Consider the following 18,644-nt stretch of genomic DNA (forward strand, 5'->3'; position numbering starts at 1 on the left):
GCTATGTTTGAATCAAATTCTGGTGCAGTTACATCTGCTTCTGGTGCTGGATCAACTGTTATTACATATGGTCCTGCACTCAATGGATTTTGACATGCATCTACTCCATCATAAGTAATTGTGATTGTTCCTCCACATGCTGTATAATCTTTTACAACTACTGCTTCGATACTTCCTGAGATTTCACATAAACCTGTTAAGATATTTGAGTAAGTAGCATCATCTGCACTAAAACCTTCTGCATCTGAACACATAATGTTAGATGGGAATTCTGGTGCTGTTACTTCAGGTGCTGGAGCTGGTAAAACAGTAATTGTCTTTCTGTAATCGATTTCACGGCCACAATCATCAACAAATTTCCAGTCTACGTATAAAGTTCCTCCACATGCATCATAGCTTCCGCTCAATTCACCTGGAACTTCTCCATTAATACCGCAAGTACCTTCTAACCCATTGCTGTATGCCAAGTTAGTAACGATATAATCGTCAGCTAAATCGCATGTTACATTGATATTTGGTAATGGATTTATAAACTCAGCCATTGGAGCTGGTTCAACAGTGATAGTTTGTGAAGCACTTAGTGGGTTACCACATATATCTTCACCATCCCATGTTACTGTAATTGTACCACCACACTCATCAAAACTATTAGTTTGTACTGGCTCTAATGATCCACTAATATTGCAATCACCTTCTAAGCCATTGCTATACGCTAATGAACCTGCTTGATAAGCATCCGCATCAGAACAACTTAGAGAAAAATTCTCTACTTCTTCAAGTGTTGGTGCTGGAGCTGGTCCTACTTTTAACTGCTTTCTAGCAGTAATTGTACGATTACATTCATCTGTGTATGTCCAATCTACAAATAATAGACCTCCACATGAATTAAATTCTCCACTCAATACTCCTTCAACAGAACCATTAATTCCACATTCTCCTTCTACTCCATTAGAGTAAGCTAAAGACGAAGGAATATAGTTCGCTGCTTCTTCACAAGAGATATCTTCATGTTCTGAAATATCAAAACTAGCCTCTGGTGCTGGGTTAACATCTACATCAAATGGCCCAGCGCTTAGTGGACGTCCACAAGCATCTTCACCACTATAGGTTATCGTTATTTTTCCTCCACATAAATCATATACTTTTTCCACGTTTGCTTCAAGTGATCCTGAAATTTCACAATCTCCAACTAAGCCATTTGTGTAAGTAGCTGCATCTGCTGAAAAGCTTGCTGCTTCTGAACACATAATATTAGAAGGAAACTCTGGTGTTGATATTGTAGCCTCTGGAGCTGGATCAACATCCACGTCAAATGGTCCTGCGCTTAACGGACGACCACAAGCATCTTCTCCATTATATGTAATTGTAATTTTTCCTCCACAAGCATCATATACTTTTTCAACATTTGCTTCTAATGAACCTGAAATTTCACAACCTTCTGTTAATCCGTTTGTAAAAGTTGCATCGTCAGCTGAAAAACCTTCTGCGTCTGCACATGTAATGGTAGATGGGAATTCTGGTGCAGTTACAATTGCTTCAGGTGCTGGTAATACATCAATAACTACTGAAGCACTTAATGGATTTTCACATTCATCCTGACCTTCCCAGGTAATTGTGATTGTTCCACCACATGAATCAAAATCATTTGTTTGTACTGGTTCTACTGAACCACTAATATTACAAACGCCTTCTAAACCATTTGAATAGTTTAATGCACTTGCCACATAAGTAGCAGCATCTGCACATGACAATTCTGATTCTACTTCAATAGTATCAAATACTGGTGCTGGTGCTGGATCTACTGTTATATCTAGAGTTGCTTCTAATGGGTTCCCACAAGCATCTTCACCAATATAATTCACTAAAATTTTTCCGCCACAGGCATCAAATTGATTCTTTTGTAAAGGCTCTATTGAACCATTTATGCTACAGTCTCCTTCTAAACCATTACTAAAGTTTAGTGAACCTGCAACGTATGCTGAAGCATCTTCACAACTTAAAGTAAAGTTTTCAATTGGATCTAATACAGCAGCTGGTGCTGGTGTAACTGTGTAGATTTTTTCTGCGTCTATTGTACGTCCGCAATCATCTGAATATGTCCAATTTACTGTAATAGTTCCTCCACAAATTGTAAAGTTTGGTGTTACAGTTCCTGGTACTGATCCTTGAATTGAGCATGCACTTTTTGAGATACCATTGCTATATAATAAGTTATCAGCTTCAAAGCTAAACGCCTCTTCACAAGAAATTGTTTCTGGTGATACTGGTTCAAACTCAGCCATTGGTGCTGGTAAAACAACTATTGTTTGACTAGCTGAAGTTGTGTTTCCACATAAATCTGTTGCAGTCCAAGTTCTAATAACTTCTCCTCCTTCACATGCTAATCCTAGATTATCATCATTTTCAGTATAAACAACTTGAATATTATCTGTACAATTGTCTGTTGCTGTTACATTTGCTGGCGTTGGTAGTAAATCAATACAGCTTACTTCTGTATCAGCTGGCACACCACTTAATACTGGATTTTCTGAATCTCCACCCATATATTCAATATAGATTGGATCTGCAAAATTCCCACAATCATCTTGTATTGTGTATTCAAAAGAAGACAACCATTTACAATCATCGTTACCTTTTTCCGTTCCTAATGATTTTGTAACCGTTACTGTTCCGCAATTATCTGAAAACAATGCTGCGATTTCAGCTTCAGTTGGACCTAATGGTTTATTATCAAAACATAAATTTAAGCCATTTGCTCCTGTTGGTACTTCTGCTCCTTTATTTAACTGTGGTGCTTGAGTATCTCCTCCACTATAGTTAATATCTAAATCTGCAATCATGTTTCCACAAGTATCCATAATAGTATACTTGTAATTAGCTGTCCATTCACAATCAGTTCCTTGAGGAGAACCAAATTTATTAACAATCACTTCACCACAATTATCTGAGTAAAGTCCTGCAATAGTACTAACTTTTGGTCCTGATGGCGCCTGAGCTAAACATAAGTTTAAGCCTGATGCGCCTGTTGGCACTTGTGCTCCATCATTAAGTGTTGGTGGTGTTCTATCTCCTCCAACATAACCGATTTTGATTTGCTCTTCGAAATCACCACACTTAACATCATAAGTGTATTCTACTTCCCAATCACAATCGTTACCTGACATATTAGATGTCTTAATAACTTCTGCTGGAGTATCTCCACATTGGTTTAAATACAAGTTTGCAACATCTTCCACAGTTGGACCTGGAGGTGCATCTTCTTGACAACGATCGAAGAAAGTACTTCTTTCTAACGATTGTGCAGTCATTGTACCTATACTAAACGCAAAAAGCACAATAAAGGCAAATGCCTTCATACTTCTGGTTTGTTTAGTAATAAGATCAATGCTACAACACGATAAATTCGTGATAGACTGCCAGATTTTGGCGCGACTACCACTTCGGGTAAAATTGCTCATAAACATAACATTTGGTTTTAAATTAAAATTATTTTAACATTCATTTTGACTACATCTCAGTAATCTATTACAATTCAAGTTTTTCAACTTAAAAAATAGGTTTGTTTTAAATGAAATCAAATAGCGTACGAATCTCGTAGGTCAAATGACTCCAGTATTGAATACATCAAGTACTCAAAAATCAATAAATGTGCTAATAATCAATTGTTGTGCTATCAAACAATTTTTTGGTAAGAACATAATAAATAATCGCTATAATACTATTTATCATGTGGCTAAAATGAATAGAAATCATCTTAACTTACTTTCAAAAGTAGAAGATAATATATTGACTGCCAAATAAATTTAACGTTTTTTTACATATTAAACAGTTGAACATTTTTTTTTGCATTTAATCGAAAAGTAATTCATTTTCTATGCAAAAATCTTCGATAAAATGTACTGATAATTTTATGTTTTTATGAAAAATACCATCTTCTTTTGCAAATGGAACATGCTTTCTATAACTATTTAATAGAGAGTTGATTAAAGGGGATGATGATTTGGGGCTTCTAAAGTGTAAAGCCTGAGATGCATTAAGTAATTCTATAGCCAAAATACGCTCTACATTATTAACTAATGTGTAAGCTTGTGTTGCAGCGTTTGCACCCATACTTACATGATCTTCCTGACCATTACTGGAGACAATACTATCTACACTTGCTGGTGATGCTAATTGTTTATTTGCGCTTACAATACTTGCTGCGGTATATTGTGGAATCATAAATCCTGAATTTAATCCTGGATTATCAACTAAAAAAGTTGGCAACCCTCTAAGACCAGATACTAGTTGATATATTCTTCGCTCAGAAATATTTCCTAATTCGGCCATTGCTATTTTTAAATAATCTAAAGCTAAGGCTAAAGGCTGTCCATGAAAGTTTCCACCAGAGATGATTTTATCCTCATCAATGAATACATTTGGATTATCAGTAACTGAATTAATTTCTGTTTTGAACGTTTTCTCTACAAATGCTAATGTATCTTTTGTTGCTCCGTGAACCTGAGGAATACATCTAAATGAATATGGATCTTGAACATGTGCCTTTTCTTGGTGAATTAATTCACTTCCTTCAAGAAATTCTCTTATACGCTCAGCTGTTTTTAATTGTCCGTTATGAGGCCTTACTAAATGTACCAATTCATTAAATGGTTCTATTCTTCCGTCAAATGCATCTAGAGAAATACTGGATATTAAATCTGCCATATAGGACAGTTTGTAGGATTTAAGAAGTATATGAATTCCATATGCACTCATAAACTGAGTTCCGTTAAGCAATGCCAAACCTTCTTTAGATTGTAGTACAATAGGTTTTAAATCAAATTTTTTCAATACCAATTCGGTATCACATATATCATCCTCAAAATACACCTCTCCTTTACCTATTAATGGTAACGACAAATGTGCTAATGGAGCCAAATCTCCAGAAGCTCCCAAAGAGCCTTGTGTATATACAACAGGTAAGATATCGTTATTATAAAAATATACCAGTCGCTCAACAGTTTCAATTTGTACACCACTATGTCCATAACTTAGTGATTGTATTTTTAAAAGCAACATAAGCTTAACAACTTCTTTAGGAACCTGATCCCCTATTCCACATGCATGAGACATGACTAGGTTTTCTTGTAACTGTGTTAACTTATCTTTCGAAATTTTTACATTACATAAGGATCCAAAACCTGTATTAATACCATAAATAGGATCATCTTGTTCTTGCATTTTGGTGTTAAGATACGCTCTACATTTTGAGATTTTATCAATTGCTTCAGCAGACAATTCTATTTTCTTTTGCTGAAAAATGATGTCATTCAAAGTATGAAGGTCTAACGTTTTAGAAGAAATTATATGGGTAGTTTTCATTGTCATATATTTGGTTTTTCAAAAATCAGCAATACATATATAGTATGCAACAAATGTTAATAATTAATAAAGTTTCTTTAAATTTTTTAAATCTTGTATTTTTGATTAACTAAAACAACTATAAATTATGAAACGATTAATTATTGTTCTATTCGTAATATCGATTACTGCATGTAAGCAAGAACCAAAAATTGATTACGCTATTCTTTCTGGAAAAGTAGAGAATACAAAAGCTACTAACGCTTTATTAAATAGTGTAGATTATAAAAGAGAAATAGCAATCAAAGAAGATGGAACATTCACTGATACACTTCAAATTCCTGAAAACGGATTTTATTCCCTATCCATTGGAAGAGAATTTACACCACTTTATTTAAGTGCTGGTGACAATTTAAATGTAACTATTGATGCCAAAAAATTTGATGAAACCGTAACCTATTCTGGTGAAGGGTCTGTTGAAAACAATTACTTAGCAGCTAAAACTTTAAACAATTCTAAAGCTACAGCTAATGCCGTTGAATTTTATTCTATGGAAGAAGATGCATTTAAAACGAAGCTTTCTGAAATAAAAACCAAAAATGAAGTCCTATTAAATGGATTAACAAATGCTAATGAAGACTTTTTAGCTACTGAAAAACAAAATCTGGTATATGACAACTATTCAATGTTAAATAACTACGTACAACGTCATGGTTATTATACAAAAAAAGAAGGTTTTGAAGTTTCTGAAGACTTCATTCCTGAAGATTTAAAAAATATGGTTTATGATAACGCAAAAGCATATAAATCTTCAAGTTCTTACAAAAACATGGCTTTTGATCATGCATTAACGAAAATATTTGACAGCCTTGGCGATGATATTTCAACGGTTTCTCCTGAAGATTTAAAAGATGTTACTGAAATTAAAATTCCTGCGTTAAAAAATGATGTTATTGATTATTTAGGAAGCTTTCTAGTGTCTCCGGGAAATGAAAACATGGAAGCTGTTTATAATTTCTTTGTTAGCAATTCAACCAATGATGATACTAAAAAGATGCTTACCGAAACATTTGACAAAAACAAAGACTTAGTTAAAGGAAAGCCTTCTCCTCAGTTTGTAAACTATGAAAACCACAAAGGAGGCGAAATGTCTCTGTCTGATTTAAAAGGAAAATATGTGTATGTTGACGTTTGGGCGACATGGTGTGGACCATGTATAAGAGAAATCCCTTCGCTAAAAGAAGTTGAAAAGAAATTCCATAACGAAAACATCGAATTTGTAAGCACTTCTATTGACCAGGCAAAAGACCATGATAAATGGGTTGCTATGGTAAACGACAAAGAGTTGGGAGGCATACAATTAATGGCAGATAAAGATTGGAAATCTCAGTTTGTACAAGAATATGCTATTCAAGGTATTCCAAGATTTATTTTAATAGATCCAAATGGAAATATTGTAAGTGCAGATGCGCCAAGACCTTCAAACCCTAAACTAATTGAGTTGCTTGAAGAAGAACTTAAAATGCAACCTTAATAACAAACTTTAAAAAAAAAAAGCCGTTCAGTAAACGGCTTTTTTTTTTAGGATTCTTTTTGTTTTGTCTTTTCTTCCTTAGGGTGTTCTTCCGGTTGTTTAAACAAATCGATGTAAGCTGCTCCTAAGGCTTCAATAACATGACTCGCAATCAAACTTTGATAGCCTAAATCTTCTAACGCAATGTCTGCCGATCGACCATGAAGATAAACCCCAAATAATGTGGCTTGTAAAGCATCATAACCTTGTGCCACCATTCCTGTAATAATACCTGTTAACACATCTCCTGTTCCTGCTGTTGCAAGACCTGGATTTCCTGTTGTATTAACATAGTACTTTTCATTGTAAACAGTAATGGTATTTGCTCCTTTAATTACAATAATGATATCGTGTTTTTTAGCTAAGATTTTGGCTTTTTCAAGTTTATCAAAATCATCTTTCCACTTCCCTATTAACCGTTCTAATTCTTTCGGATGTGGTGTTAAAACCGATTGCTTAGGTAATAATTTCAACAATGCTTTTTTCTTAGAAATGATATTTAGTGCATCAGCATCAATAACCAATGGCACTTTATTATTTTTAAGGAATTTTTCTAAAGCAGAAACTGTTTTAGTATCTGTTCCCATACCAATTCCTAATCCTATTACTTTAGGTTCTATTTCAAAGGCAATACTGCTTATTATATACTCATTGGCATCAGTAATAACCATAGCTTCAGGTAAAGCCGTTTGTAATATAGAATAACCACATTTTGGAATAAAGGCAGTAACTAAACCAGCTCCTGAAGCTAATGCTGCTCTACTTGCCAAAAGTGTCGCTCCTATTTTACCATAACTACCTCCTAAAATTAAAGCATGACCATACATGCCTTTATTAGAAAATTTTTCTCTGGGTTTGTACATTGGTAAAACCTCGTGCTTTCCAATAAGAATAGCGTTCGTTTCTGTTTTAAATAAAAACTCTCTATCTATACCAATATCAATGACTTCCCATTGTAATGAAAATTTAGCTGTTTCTGGCAAAAAGAAAATCAGTTTGGGTGATTGAAAACTCAATGTATGATTTGCCCAAACAACACTATCTTCATTTTCCAATACTTTATCTGTAAATGCTCCTGAAGGAATATCTATAGAAAGTGTAAAGGCTTTACTAGCTCTTAAATGAACAAATAACTGAGTAACCCATTCATCTACTGGACGATTTAAACCAATTCCGAAAATTGCATCAAGAATAATATCATCTTTATGAATTTGAGGAAAGTCTGCTTTGCATTTAAGCATAATTGGCCATTCTTTAGTAGTCTCTTTGATGCGATCATAATTCACGAGAAAATCTTTAGAACGTTTATCACTACAATTAACAATGTAAGTTTTAACATTATATCCATGGGTAATTAAATGCCTTGCTACGACCAAACCATCTCCTCCATTATTACCAATGCCACAAAATACATGAATAGGAACTTGTGCACCTTGCATCCTGATATGTAACCAATTAAAAATTTGGATGCCTGCGCGTTCCATTAATTCTGTAGAGGTAATGTTCTGTTTTTTAGCAGTTAACCTATCACCTTCATAAATCTGTTCTTTAGAGAAAATTTTCACGTGTAAAGTTTTATTTAAAAGTAAAAGTAATACTTTTGGAACTTAATATAAAACAACTCAAACGAAGTTGTAAATCAATACAAATGAAAGTTTTAAAATTTGGAGGTACATCTGTTGGTTCTGCGAATAATATCAACCAGGTTATATCTATATTAGAAAATAAATCGAAAAACGAAAACGTTATTTGTGTCGTTTCTGCTGTTGGAGGTATTACAGACAAGTTACTAAACGCAGGACATCTCGCTCAATCAAAAAACAAAGGCTACAAAGATGCATTTGCCTCTATTCAGCGTATTCATCTAAAACTGATTGAATCCCTTATTCCCAAAAAAAACAAAGAGGTTACCAAATATGTTGAGGCCAAACTCAATGACCTTAAAGACCTGTTGGATGGTTTATTTTTAATTAACGAATTATCACCCAAAACTTCAGATAAACTTGTGAGTTTTGGTGAATTATTATCTTCTTACATCATTGCTGAAACTATGAAGTCCAGAGGTATTGATGCGAATCGTAAAAATTCTCAAGACCTAATAGTTACCAATTCAAATTTCACAAAAGCAGATGTGATTTATAAAGATACAAACGCTAACATTAAAACGTATTTTAAATCTGCACATCAAGATATCACCATTTTACCTGGATTTGTATCTAAATCCACTCATGGAGAAATAACAACTTTAGGTCGTGGAGGTTCAGATTTTACAGCTGCTATTATTGCTGCAGCTTTAAAAGTGAAACAATTAGAAATATGGACAGATGTAAGTGGTATGTATACTGCAAATCCTAAATTGGTTAAGCATGGATATCCTATAAAGCGCCTATCGTACCAAGAAGCCATGGAACTATCCCATTTTGGAGCAAAAGTATTGTATCCTCCAACGGTTCAACCTGTTTTAGATTTAAATATTCCAATACATATCAAGAATACTTTAAAACCAGATGAAGATGGCACAATGATATCTTCAGAAACTGAATTAACAAATAACGCTCCAGTTAAAGGGATTACAAACATTAACAATATCGCTCTACTTACTTTACAAGGCAGTGGAATGGTTGGCATTCCTGGATTTTCAAAACGTTTGTTTGAAACACTGGCTCAAGAAAAAATTAACGTCATTTTTATAACTCAGGCATCATCTGAGCATTCTATTTGTTTCGGAATTGATAATGACGATGCAGAAAAAGCGAAAGCTGCAATTGATTCTACTTTCGAAAATGAAATTTCTTTACATAAAATAGACCCAATACTCACTGAAAATGAATTGTCTATTATCGCTCTTATTGGTGATAATATGAAAAATTTTCAAGGTATTAGTGGTAAAATGTTTAGCACATTAGGTAAAAACAACATTAATATAAGAGCTATCGCTCAAGGTGCTTCAGAACGGAACATTTCGGCGGTTATCGATAAAAATGATGTAAAAAAGGCTCTGAATGTTCTGCATGAGCGATTCTTTGAAGTTAAAACAAAACAACTTAATGTCTTTATTGTTGGCATTGGTAATGTTGGTGAAAAACTGATAGATCAAATCGCACAACAACACAACTTCCTTAAGAAAAAATTAAAAATTGATGTTCGTATAGCTGGTATGGCAAATTCCAGAAAAATGATTTTTGATGAAGAAGGCATTAATCTTAACGATTGGGCTTCTCAATTTCACTATGCAGAAAAATCTAGTATGCAAGGTTTTATAGACAAAATCATAGACATGAATTTACGAAATAGTATTTTTGTCGATATTACTGCAGATAAAGGTGTTGCTAGCTGGTACGATACATATTTAAAGCAAAGTATTTCAGTAGTGGCTTGTAATAAAATTGCCTGTTCTGGCACTTACGAAATCTATAAAAAGCTTCAGGATTTATCTTTAAGATACAATACACCTTTTCTTTATGAAACCAATGTTGGTGCAGGATTACCAATCATAAACACACTAAACAACTTGGTCGCTTCTGGTGACAAAGTAACCAGTATTGAAGCTATTTTATCTGGAAGTTTAAATTTCATTTTTAATAATTTTAGTGACCGAACTAACTTTCACGACACTGTTAAGCGAGCAGAATTTGAAGGTTATACTGAACCTGATCCTCGAATCGATTTAAGTGGTATTGACGTTGCAAGAAAAATATTAATTTTAGCCAGAGTTAATGGCGGAATCATGGAAATTGAAGACATCAATAACCAGTCGTTTTTAACCGAAGCTAATCTCAAAAGTAAGTCTGTTGATGATTTTTATAAATCACTCAAAACTGAGGAAGCACATTTTCAAAAGCTATATGCTTCTGCGGAATCTAAAAATTGCCAGCTAAAATATGTTGCAGAATACAAAAACGGAAAAGCAAAAGTTGGTCTAAGAGAGATTCCTGAAGGTCATCCTTTTTATAACTTGGAAGGTAAAGACAATATTGTCATGTTCTACACCGAACGCTATCCTGAACAGCCCTTAATCATTAAAGGTGCTGGTGCTGGTGCTGATGTAACTGCTTCAGGATTATTTGCTGACATCATAAAAATTGGAAACAAATAAAGACTTCTCTTGTGAAAAAAGACATGAACCAAATTAAAATTTTCTCTCCTGCAACAGTAGCCAATGTATCCTGTGGATTTGACGTACTTGGGTTTTGCTTAGACTCCGTTGGAGATGAAATGATTATTAAAAAAACCTCTCAAAAAGGAATTAATATCTCAAGGATTGAAGGCTACGAATTACCTTTTGAAGCTGAAAATAATGTCGCTGGTGTTTCTGCTCTTGCCTTGTACAACGATGCCAATCCAGACTTTGGATTTGATATAGAAATCTATAAAAAAATCAAACCAGGAAGCGGTATCGGAAGCAGCTCTGCAAGTGCCGCTGGAAGTGTCTTTGCCATAAACGAATTACTGGGAAAACCTTACAACAAAACACAACTTACCAATTTTGCAATGAAAGGAGAAGCCTTAGCAAGCCTCTGTGAACATGCAGACAACCTTGCTCCTGCTCTTTTTGGCGGATTTACCTTAGTTAAAAGTTTATCACCTTTGCAGATCTTAGAATTGCCGACTCCAAAAAATCTTTTTGCTGTTGTTATCCATCCACAAATTGAAATTAAAACTTCTGAAGCTCGAGCAATTTTACCTCAAGACGTCTCTTTAAAAAAAGCCATTACCCAATGGTCTAATGTTGGCAGTTTTGTTCATGCCTTACATACCGAAAACTATAAATTATTGAGTGAAAGCCTAATCGATGTAATTGTCGAACCTCATCGCAGTAAATTAATTCCTCATTTTGAAGACGTTAAGCAAACTGCTATAAATCATGGAGCTTTAGGCTGTGGGATTTCAGGTTCCGGACCTTCCATATTCAGTTTATGTGAAGGAAAAGAAAGTGCGAAAAAAGTTCATGATGCCATTCAAAATATCTATTCGCAAACAACTATTGATTTTGAAATCTATACATCAAAAATCAATACTGAAGGTATAAAAATACTATGAACTACTTCAGTTTAAATAAAAAAGCACCTGACACCTCCTTTAAAGATGCTGTGATTAAAGGATTGGCTCCAGATAAAGGCTTATATTTCCCAGAACATATTGAACCATTATCGAAAATTTTTTTTGAAACTATTGGTAACCTCTCAAATTCTGAAATTGCTTTTCAGACAATAAAACAGTTTGTAAGTCCTGATATTCCGGAAGCTGATCTAAAAGCTATTATTGAAGACTCATTATGTTTTGATTTTCCTGTTATAGAATTGGATAAAAGCATATCTACACTCGAATTATTTCACGGACCAACAATGGCATTTAAAGATGTTGGTGCTCGTTTTATGGCTAGATGCTTAGGTTATTTTAATACCAATAACACCAATGAAATAACTGTTTTAGTCGCTACTTCTGGAGATACAGGTGGTGCAGTTGCCAATGGTTTCTTAAATGTAAAAGGTGTTAATGTTGTAATTTTATATCCTTCTGGCAAAGTAAGCGATATTCAGGAAAAGCAATTGACTACGCTTGGTCAAAATATTATTGCTCTTGAAGTTGATGGTGTTTTTGACGACTGCCAAGACATGGTGAAACGTGCTTTTTTAGATGAAGAATTAACAAATAAAATGCAGTTAACATCTGCAAATTCTATTAATGTTGCTCGTTGGTTACCTCAAATGTTTTATTTCATGTTTGCTTACAAACAACTTCATAAAAAACATGATAAGATTGTATTCTCTATTCCTAGTGGAAACTTTGGAAACATTTGTGCTGGCATGATGGCGCAACAATTAGGGTTACCAATACAACATTTTGTAGCATCCAATAATGCTAACAATGTGGTGACTGAATATTTAAAAACGGAAACCTATACACCAAAGCCATCAGTACAAACCATTAGTAATGCTATGGATGTAGGTAATCCGAGTAATTTTATACGTATTCAGGAAATTTACAAGAACGATTTTAGCGTTCTTAAAAAGAATCTTACGTCTTATAGTTATACTGATGAAGAAACCAGAACAGCTTTAAAAGACATTTATAAAACTTACAATTATATAGCAGATCCTCATGGAGCAGTTGGTTATTTGGGTTGTAAATCGTATTTAAAACATCATTCAGATACACATTGTGTCTTTTTAGAAACTGCTCATCCTACAAAATTTTTAGATGTTGTTGAAAACGTTATAGATACTAGCCTTACTTTACCTTCTCAAATTAAAGCTATTATGAATAAGAAAAAAGTAGCCACTAAAATTTCAAGCTATACCGATTTAAAAACATGTTTACTTAAATAATATACTCATGACAAGTACTGACTGGATAGGTTTTGTTGGCGTTTTTCTTATACTCCTTGCCTATTTTCTTAATGTCTTAGAAAAAGTAAATCATAAAGACCTTTCTTTTATCGTACTCAATTTGATTGGAGCCACTTTAGCTTGTTTGGCTTCAATACTCTTGCAGTATATACCCTTTATCATTTTAGAAGGTGCTTGGGCATTAGTCTCACTTTATGCACTTTTGACCTTAAAAAGATCTAATTTTAAATAATATAATGATAGACCATAAAGAAATGACAAATGGCGCCTCCTAAAACAAAAAAATGCCAGATGACATGATTGTAAGGGATTTTGTCTATCGCATAAAATACGATTCCAACCGTATAAAATAATCCACCTGAAAATAACAATAGTAATCCGTTGGTTTGCATTCGGTCTGCTAAGGTTGAAAAATCAAAAACGATTAACCAACCCATTACCAAATATAAAAGTGTAGAAAAGGTTTCGAATTTACCTGTAAAAAAGAGTTTTAAAACCACTCCAAAAGCAGCGATTCCCCAAACTGTCCAGAACAATTCCCATCCCAAACTATCTGGTAATGTAATGAGTAATACTGGTGTATATGTTCCTGCTATTAATAAATAAATACTAATATGATCAACGATTCTAAAATAGTGTTTTCGTCGCTCTCCACTTACTGCATGATAAAATGTTGAAGCTAAAAACAAGACGATAATTGAAATCCCATAAACAATAACACTAAATAATGCATAAGGCGTCTCTTGCTTCAGAAATACAATCAACAGAATGAGTCCTGCAATACCTAAGACAGCTCCAAGTGCATGACTCCAAGCATTAAGGCGTTCTTCAAAAGGCGATTGTATTCGCATTATTGCTTCGGTTCTGTTGTTTTATTACTTACCCATTTATCTTTAATATCATAGTAATCAAAGTCTAAGGCTGGCTTTTGACGTTTTAATTTTCCGTCTTGAAATGCATGTTCTAAAATATCTTCAATTAAAAAATCTTCTTTAACATTAAATGGATCAAACTCACGTTTCAATGAAATATCGAATACACTTGCTGTGGTATTAAACCAAAAAGCTCGCCAGCCACTTCGCAATTCTTTAATAAGGTCAAATGTGGTTTTTCCGGTTTGCCTGTGAATGAGTTTCACTAAAATCTGACCTTCGGTGCGTGTCAGTTTTTTTAATTCTTCAGCAAATTCTTCTTCAATATACTTCTGAATAATCTTTGCATAGCGCTTTTTAGCTCTTCTGGAATCTAAGGTTTCTAAACGTTCTTTCAAAGTGGTTAAGCGTTCTGCTGCAAGTTTGGCATAAGGGTAAACCTTTATCGTTTTACGTTTTAAAATCAGGTATGTAATGCGATCTTCTTTTGAATCAAACTTTAGGTTTTGCAATAACAAAACTTCATTAAGGTCTATGGCTGTTTTAGGAATCGAATCGCCTTCAATTAGGATGTATTCAACAACCGTTGAGTCTTGTTGTACAGGTTCAATTTGAGCCATTACAAAGACAGGAAACAAAAGAAATATGTATCTTATTAACTTCATTATGAATTGCTAAGCTAAAACCATTCCAAACCTGATTTTAAGCGTTCGTCAAAATTAAATATTTACAATCTGTTAAACCTTAAAATCTTATTAATATTATATAGAGAAATTATAAATACTCTACCACACAAAAAACCCATAAACTTTTACGCTATGGGTTTCTAACAAAAATTTCAAATTTTAGAGTCGCTTTCGGTTATCGTCTGAACGTGTATCAATGAGCTTATTGAAAGGGTCTACACCAACTTCAACTGGCTTTTCGTCAACAATAACCGATATTGTATTGTTAATTTCTGTGATTTTATGCTTTTGTAAATACAGTACACGCTCTTTCTTGTTTCCATCGATATCATCTTCAGCAAAGACACCAATATCTATATAATCTTCAAGAACAACAGAGTGGATAGGGTATTTTTTATTTTCAGGAGTATAGCTGATAGAATCTCTACCTTCTTCGGAATAAAAACGTTTTCCTTTTTCATCATTTCGATATTTGCTTACATTAAATTCTATATCGACTTTAAATTTACCGTTATCCAATTCAGTTGAAGATACCTCTACAATTTGATTATCATACAAAGTAATGGTTTCAAACATGTCTTTAATGACATATTGTAAACTGTCTGGTGTAACAGCCTTGATGTGATTTACCATATCGATAGACGTTGTATAAGGAGGTTCCTGAAACTTAACCTTTTCCACATATGTTTTTAAAGCATCGTTGAGCACTTTTTCTCCTATGTAATCACTCAACGCATAAAACACTAAAGATCCTTTTTGATAACGAATATAACCTTGTCCGTCATTATACATCAGCGCTTTTTCCCGTTTACTTTCAAACGTACGCTGAATTAAATAATCGTCAAGAGATTTTTTCAAAAATTTACGCATTTGGGCTTTTCCTATTTCTTTCTCCAGAACTTTTAGAGCAACGTATTCTGATAGACTTTCAGATAACATTGTGGCTCCCAAAACATCTGCTCCAATAACTTGATGTGCCCACCATTGGTGTGCTACTTCGTGAACTGTAATGGCATATGCATAATCAATTCCGCCTTCATCACTATCGTCAACATCTGCAATAAATCCTGCATCACCAGCAAATGGAATGGTATTAGGAAACGATTGTGCAAAACTACCACTTGGAAACTCTATAATACGCAATTGTCTGTGTTGGTACGGACTAAAATTTTCACTGTTATATTCTAATGATGCCTTCATTCCTCTCATCATTCGGTCTAAATTATACTCGTGACCTTTGTGATAATAAATTTCTAATTTAACATCGTTCCATGTATCGCGTTTCACTTCATATTCAGCAGAATTAAAAGCATAGAAATTTAATATTTTACTATCCATTTTATAATGAAAATAGCGTCGACCATCTTCTGTCCATTCTTTTTGAAGATAACCTGGAGCAATAGCTATTTGATTTTCACTTGTGCTGACTGTTGCTTCAAAATCTATCCAATCACTATCTTTAGAAATATAAGTATTCCCCAGAGCTGTAGAGTCTGATGGATGTGGTTTTAAATCATTAGGTGGCAAATCATATTTTTCACGGGTTTTATTATCGGTTAATTCACCTCCATTATAACCCAGATTAGGGAACAATTGCATGTTATTGATAAAAGTTCCGTTTCGTAAGACTGGAGAACTATTTGTTAAAATGGTATTTGTTTTATTATGAACCGTGAAATGCAAGGTCATTGTATCACCAGGATTTAAAGGTTGTTTTAACCTGTAGATATCAAAATTGTATAGCGTATCTTCTAACACTAGTGTGTTTTCTCTATCAAACTCAAACGTACTGGGATAACTATTGTGATTTATAAAGATACTATCGATAGCCTGACTGGTCTTATTGACCATCACATAATCTCCAGAAGCATCAAAATTTAACGCTTTAGGAAAGATATTGACATTCGTTTTTACTGAAATGATTCTTGGTTGCGCATAATCTTCATACTTTTTATAAGTCTTCTCCCATTCAACTGTTTGGAGTTCCCTTTCTTTTGAAGAGTATCTTGTATTTTCAATATTATTTTCATGATAGATTTTAAACCCTAGAGCCAAAAATCCAATAAGCAAAACCAGTAATGTAATTGCTACTGGACGTTTAAATCTCAATCTGGCAATCTGAAGGCGTTCTTTAAACGAATGCGGAAGTCCGCGTACCCAAAATAAAGCAGCAATAACCATAAGTACAGAACCTGCTAAAACCCAATAGAATTTGTAAAGTAAATAACGTCCTAAAGAATCGCCATAACCATTCATATCATTATATCTAAAGCCTGGTCCTTCATTGTATTTAAATATCGATTGCTCAACTCCAGCTAAACTCAGTAATGGGATACCTATTGATAAGACAATTAAGATAAATAATCCTAAATATGGATTTCTAATAAGAGTTTGAACTGTTAATGCTAAAAATGCCCAAACGATATAATTAATAAGTCTTAAGCCAAACAGTTCTTTTATATACAAACCTAATTCAATGTCGTAATACCCCTTATATAATTGAAATAATATACCCGAAATCATAATAACAGAAAGCAGCAGCAACTGCATCTTAACAATCGCGATGAACTTAGATAAAAACAGAGACCAATTTGGAATTGGTGTCACATCTTCCAGATGATTAATATTCGCTATTTTACTTCTATTTACTAGCATTCCTGCATATAAAAACGTACAGATATTAATGGCGATTACAAAAGCACTTCCTCCTTGAAGCATACGCCACGTTCTTGGGTAAGTGGGTGTTCCAAAAGGATTACTAAAATCTGAAAGTGCTATCAGTACAATTATTAATCCAACAATAACAATACTAATAAACGGCCAGCTTTTAACGATGTATTTGAATTCTACATTTGAAATTTTCCAGGTCGTTTTTAGATTCTGAAAGAAAGAATAATCAAAGTTGACTTTGGGAAGATTAATACGCGTAATACCTCCAAAATTTCGTTTTGTAGAACGTTCTCCTTTACTTTTTCTAAATGAAAATGATATAGCATTTTGACTAAAACTGAAATATTTAAAGACTAAACCAAATATAATGGCAGAAACACCTAACCACAGTAAACGGTTGTATAAAATTAATGCTTTAATAGGGATATGCAGTTCATTCTGTTCAGCAACGGTCCAGTATCTCGTGTAGTAATACGCTGCTGCAGAGCCATAAGGATCTAGTAGTCCTGCCAAATATCGATTATCTGGATCTGATAAAAGCGATTCTGTTAAACCTTGAACAAAAAGTAATAAAATAATAGTAATAAAACCTGCTGCAATATTTCTGGTAAACGTTACAACTCCAAATACAATTGCTCCAAAAAGTAAAATATTTGGTAAAATAAATAACCAATATGCGTTAAAATATGATGTAAAATCAAATGAGACAACCAAATCAGAATTGGTTCCAGGCAACCTAAATCCGATAAACATTCCTATACCAATCGTCAATACAATACATGTAACGATGAGGATGGAACTAAAAAACTTAGCAAATAAATAATTTGCTTTTGAGAAAGGGTATGAATATAAAATGGTATGCATTTCACTTTTATAGTCTCGATATACAGACACACCAACAATAGAAGGAAATAAAAAGAAAATCAAAATGGTCAAACCATTAAATAAATTACTAACACCTAATGGTGAATTCACAATTTTAGAAGAACCGGTTGTGACAGTAAGACTATCAAAAATACCTGCTGTAGATGCAGCCATAATTAATGATAAGCCAAAGAAAATGGCCATATAAATGTAAAATGCTGGCTTTTTTATCCAGTACTTTAATTCATGAAAAAATATAGTTGAAAACATAATGTACTTTTTAAATTAT

General features: G+C 33.6%; 11 protein-coding genes. 5 read left to right on the top strand and 6 right to left on the bottom strand.

Annotation, left to right across the window (positions count from 1 at the left end):
- Positions 1–3,458, bottom strand: a 3,458-nt coding sequence (locus ACRHNM_RS14900) for a hypothetical protein (protein WP_431137448.1), incomplete at its 3' end; no start/stop codon positions are given.
- A gap of 391 nt (positions 3,459–3,849) precedes the next feature.
- Complete coding sequence (gene hutH, locus ACRHNM_RS14905) at positions 3,850–5,361, bottom strand: histidine ammonia-lyase (protein ID WP_431137449.1); 1,512 nt, start codon at positions 5,359–5,361, stop codon at positions 3,850–3,852.
- A gap of 127 nt (positions 5,362–5,488) precedes the next feature.
- Between hutH and ACRHNM_RS14910 the strand changes: the two genes are divergently transcribed.
- A complete protein-coding gene (locus tag ACRHNM_RS14910) occupies positions 5,489–6,874 on the top strand; it encodes a TlpA family protein disulfide reductase (protein ID WP_431137450.1) in 1,386 nt (461 codons plus the stop codon).
- A gap of 47 nt (positions 6,875–6,921) precedes the next feature.
- Here the strand turns inward: ACRHNM_RS14910 and ACRHNM_RS14915 are convergent, their stop codons facing one another.
- Positions 6,922–8,478, bottom strand: coding sequence for an NAD(P)H-hydrate dehydratase (locus ACRHNM_RS14915; RefSeq protein WP_431137451.1), 1,557 nt, complete (start codon positions 8,476–8,478; stop codon positions 6,922–6,924).
- A gap of 83 nt (positions 8,479–8,561) precedes the next feature.
- Here ACRHNM_RS14915 and thrA point away from each other — a divergent pair, with 83 nt between their 5' ends.
- The 4 genes from thrA to ACRHNM_RS14935 are packed head-to-tail and all read left to right on the top strand — an operon-like array spanning position 8,562 to position 13,495.
- Positions 8,562–11,009: a bifunctional aspartate kinase/homoserine dehydrogenase I gene (thrA, locus tag ACRHNM_RS14920; RefSeq protein ID WP_431137452.1), complete on the top strand. Its 2,448-nt coding sequence runs from the start codon at positions 8,562–8,564 to the stop codon at positions 11,007–11,009.
- Positions 11,010–11,032: 23 nt separating this feature from the next.
- Positions 11,033–11,953 carry a homoserine kinase gene (locus ACRHNM_RS14925; RefSeq protein ID WP_431137509.1) on the top strand — a complete coding sequence of 307 codons (921 nt, stop codon included), beginning with the start codon at positions 11,033–11,035 and terminating at the stop codon, positions 11,951–11,953.
- Positions 11,950–13,242 (top strand): threonine synthase, encoded by a 1,293-nt coding sequence (thrC, locus tag ACRHNM_RS14930; RefSeq protein ID WP_431137453.1) that lies wholly within the window; start codon positions 11,950–11,952, stop codon positions 13,240–13,242. Before ACRHNM_RS14925 ends, thrC begins: the two co-directional genes overlap by 4 nt.
- Positions 13,243–13,249: 7 nt before the next feature.
- The gene (locus ACRHNM_RS14935) at positions 13,250–13,495 is read left to right on the top strand and encodes a CBU_0592 family membrane protein (protein ID WP_431137454.1); all 246 of its coding nucleotides are present in this window, start codon (positions 13,250–13,252) and stop codon (positions 13,493–13,495) included.
- Here ACRHNM_RS14935 and trhA read toward each other — a convergent pair.
- The 3 genes from trhA to ACRHNM_RS14950 all read right to left on the bottom strand — a co-directional run bounded on the left by trhA (position 13,488) and on the right by ACRHNM_RS14950 (position 18,625).
- Positions 13,488–14,114: a PAQR family membrane homeostasis protein TrhA gene (gene trhA, locus ACRHNM_RS14940; RefSeq protein WP_431137455.1), complete on the bottom strand. Its 627-nt coding sequence runs from the start codon at positions 14,112–14,114 to the stop codon at positions 13,488–13,490. The two genes, ACRHNM_RS14935 and trhA, sit on opposite strands and share 8 nt — an antisense overlap.
- Positions 14,114–14,800 (bottom strand): DUF4294 domain-containing protein, encoded by a 687-nt coding sequence (locus ACRHNM_RS14945; RefSeq protein WP_431137456.1) that lies wholly within the window; start codon positions 14,798–14,800, stop codon positions 14,114–14,116. The genes trhA and ACRHNM_RS14945 overlap by 1 nt, the downstream gene beginning before the upstream one ends.
- 180 nt (positions 14,801–14,980) lie before the next feature.
- On the bottom strand, positions 14,981–18,625 hold the full coding sequence (locus ACRHNM_RS14950) for a M1 family aminopeptidase (RefSeq protein WP_431137457.1): 3,645 nt from the start codon (positions 18,623–18,625) through the stop codon (positions 14,981–14,983).
- Positions 18,626–18,644 lie beyond the last annotated feature (19 nt).

It is taken from the genome of Psychroserpens mesophilus, from assembly GCF_050617655.1.
In the GTDB taxonomy this organism is placed as follows: Bacteria; Bacteroidota; Bacteroidia; order Flavobacteriales; family Flavobacteriaceae; genus Psychroserpens; species Psychroserpens mesophilus_A.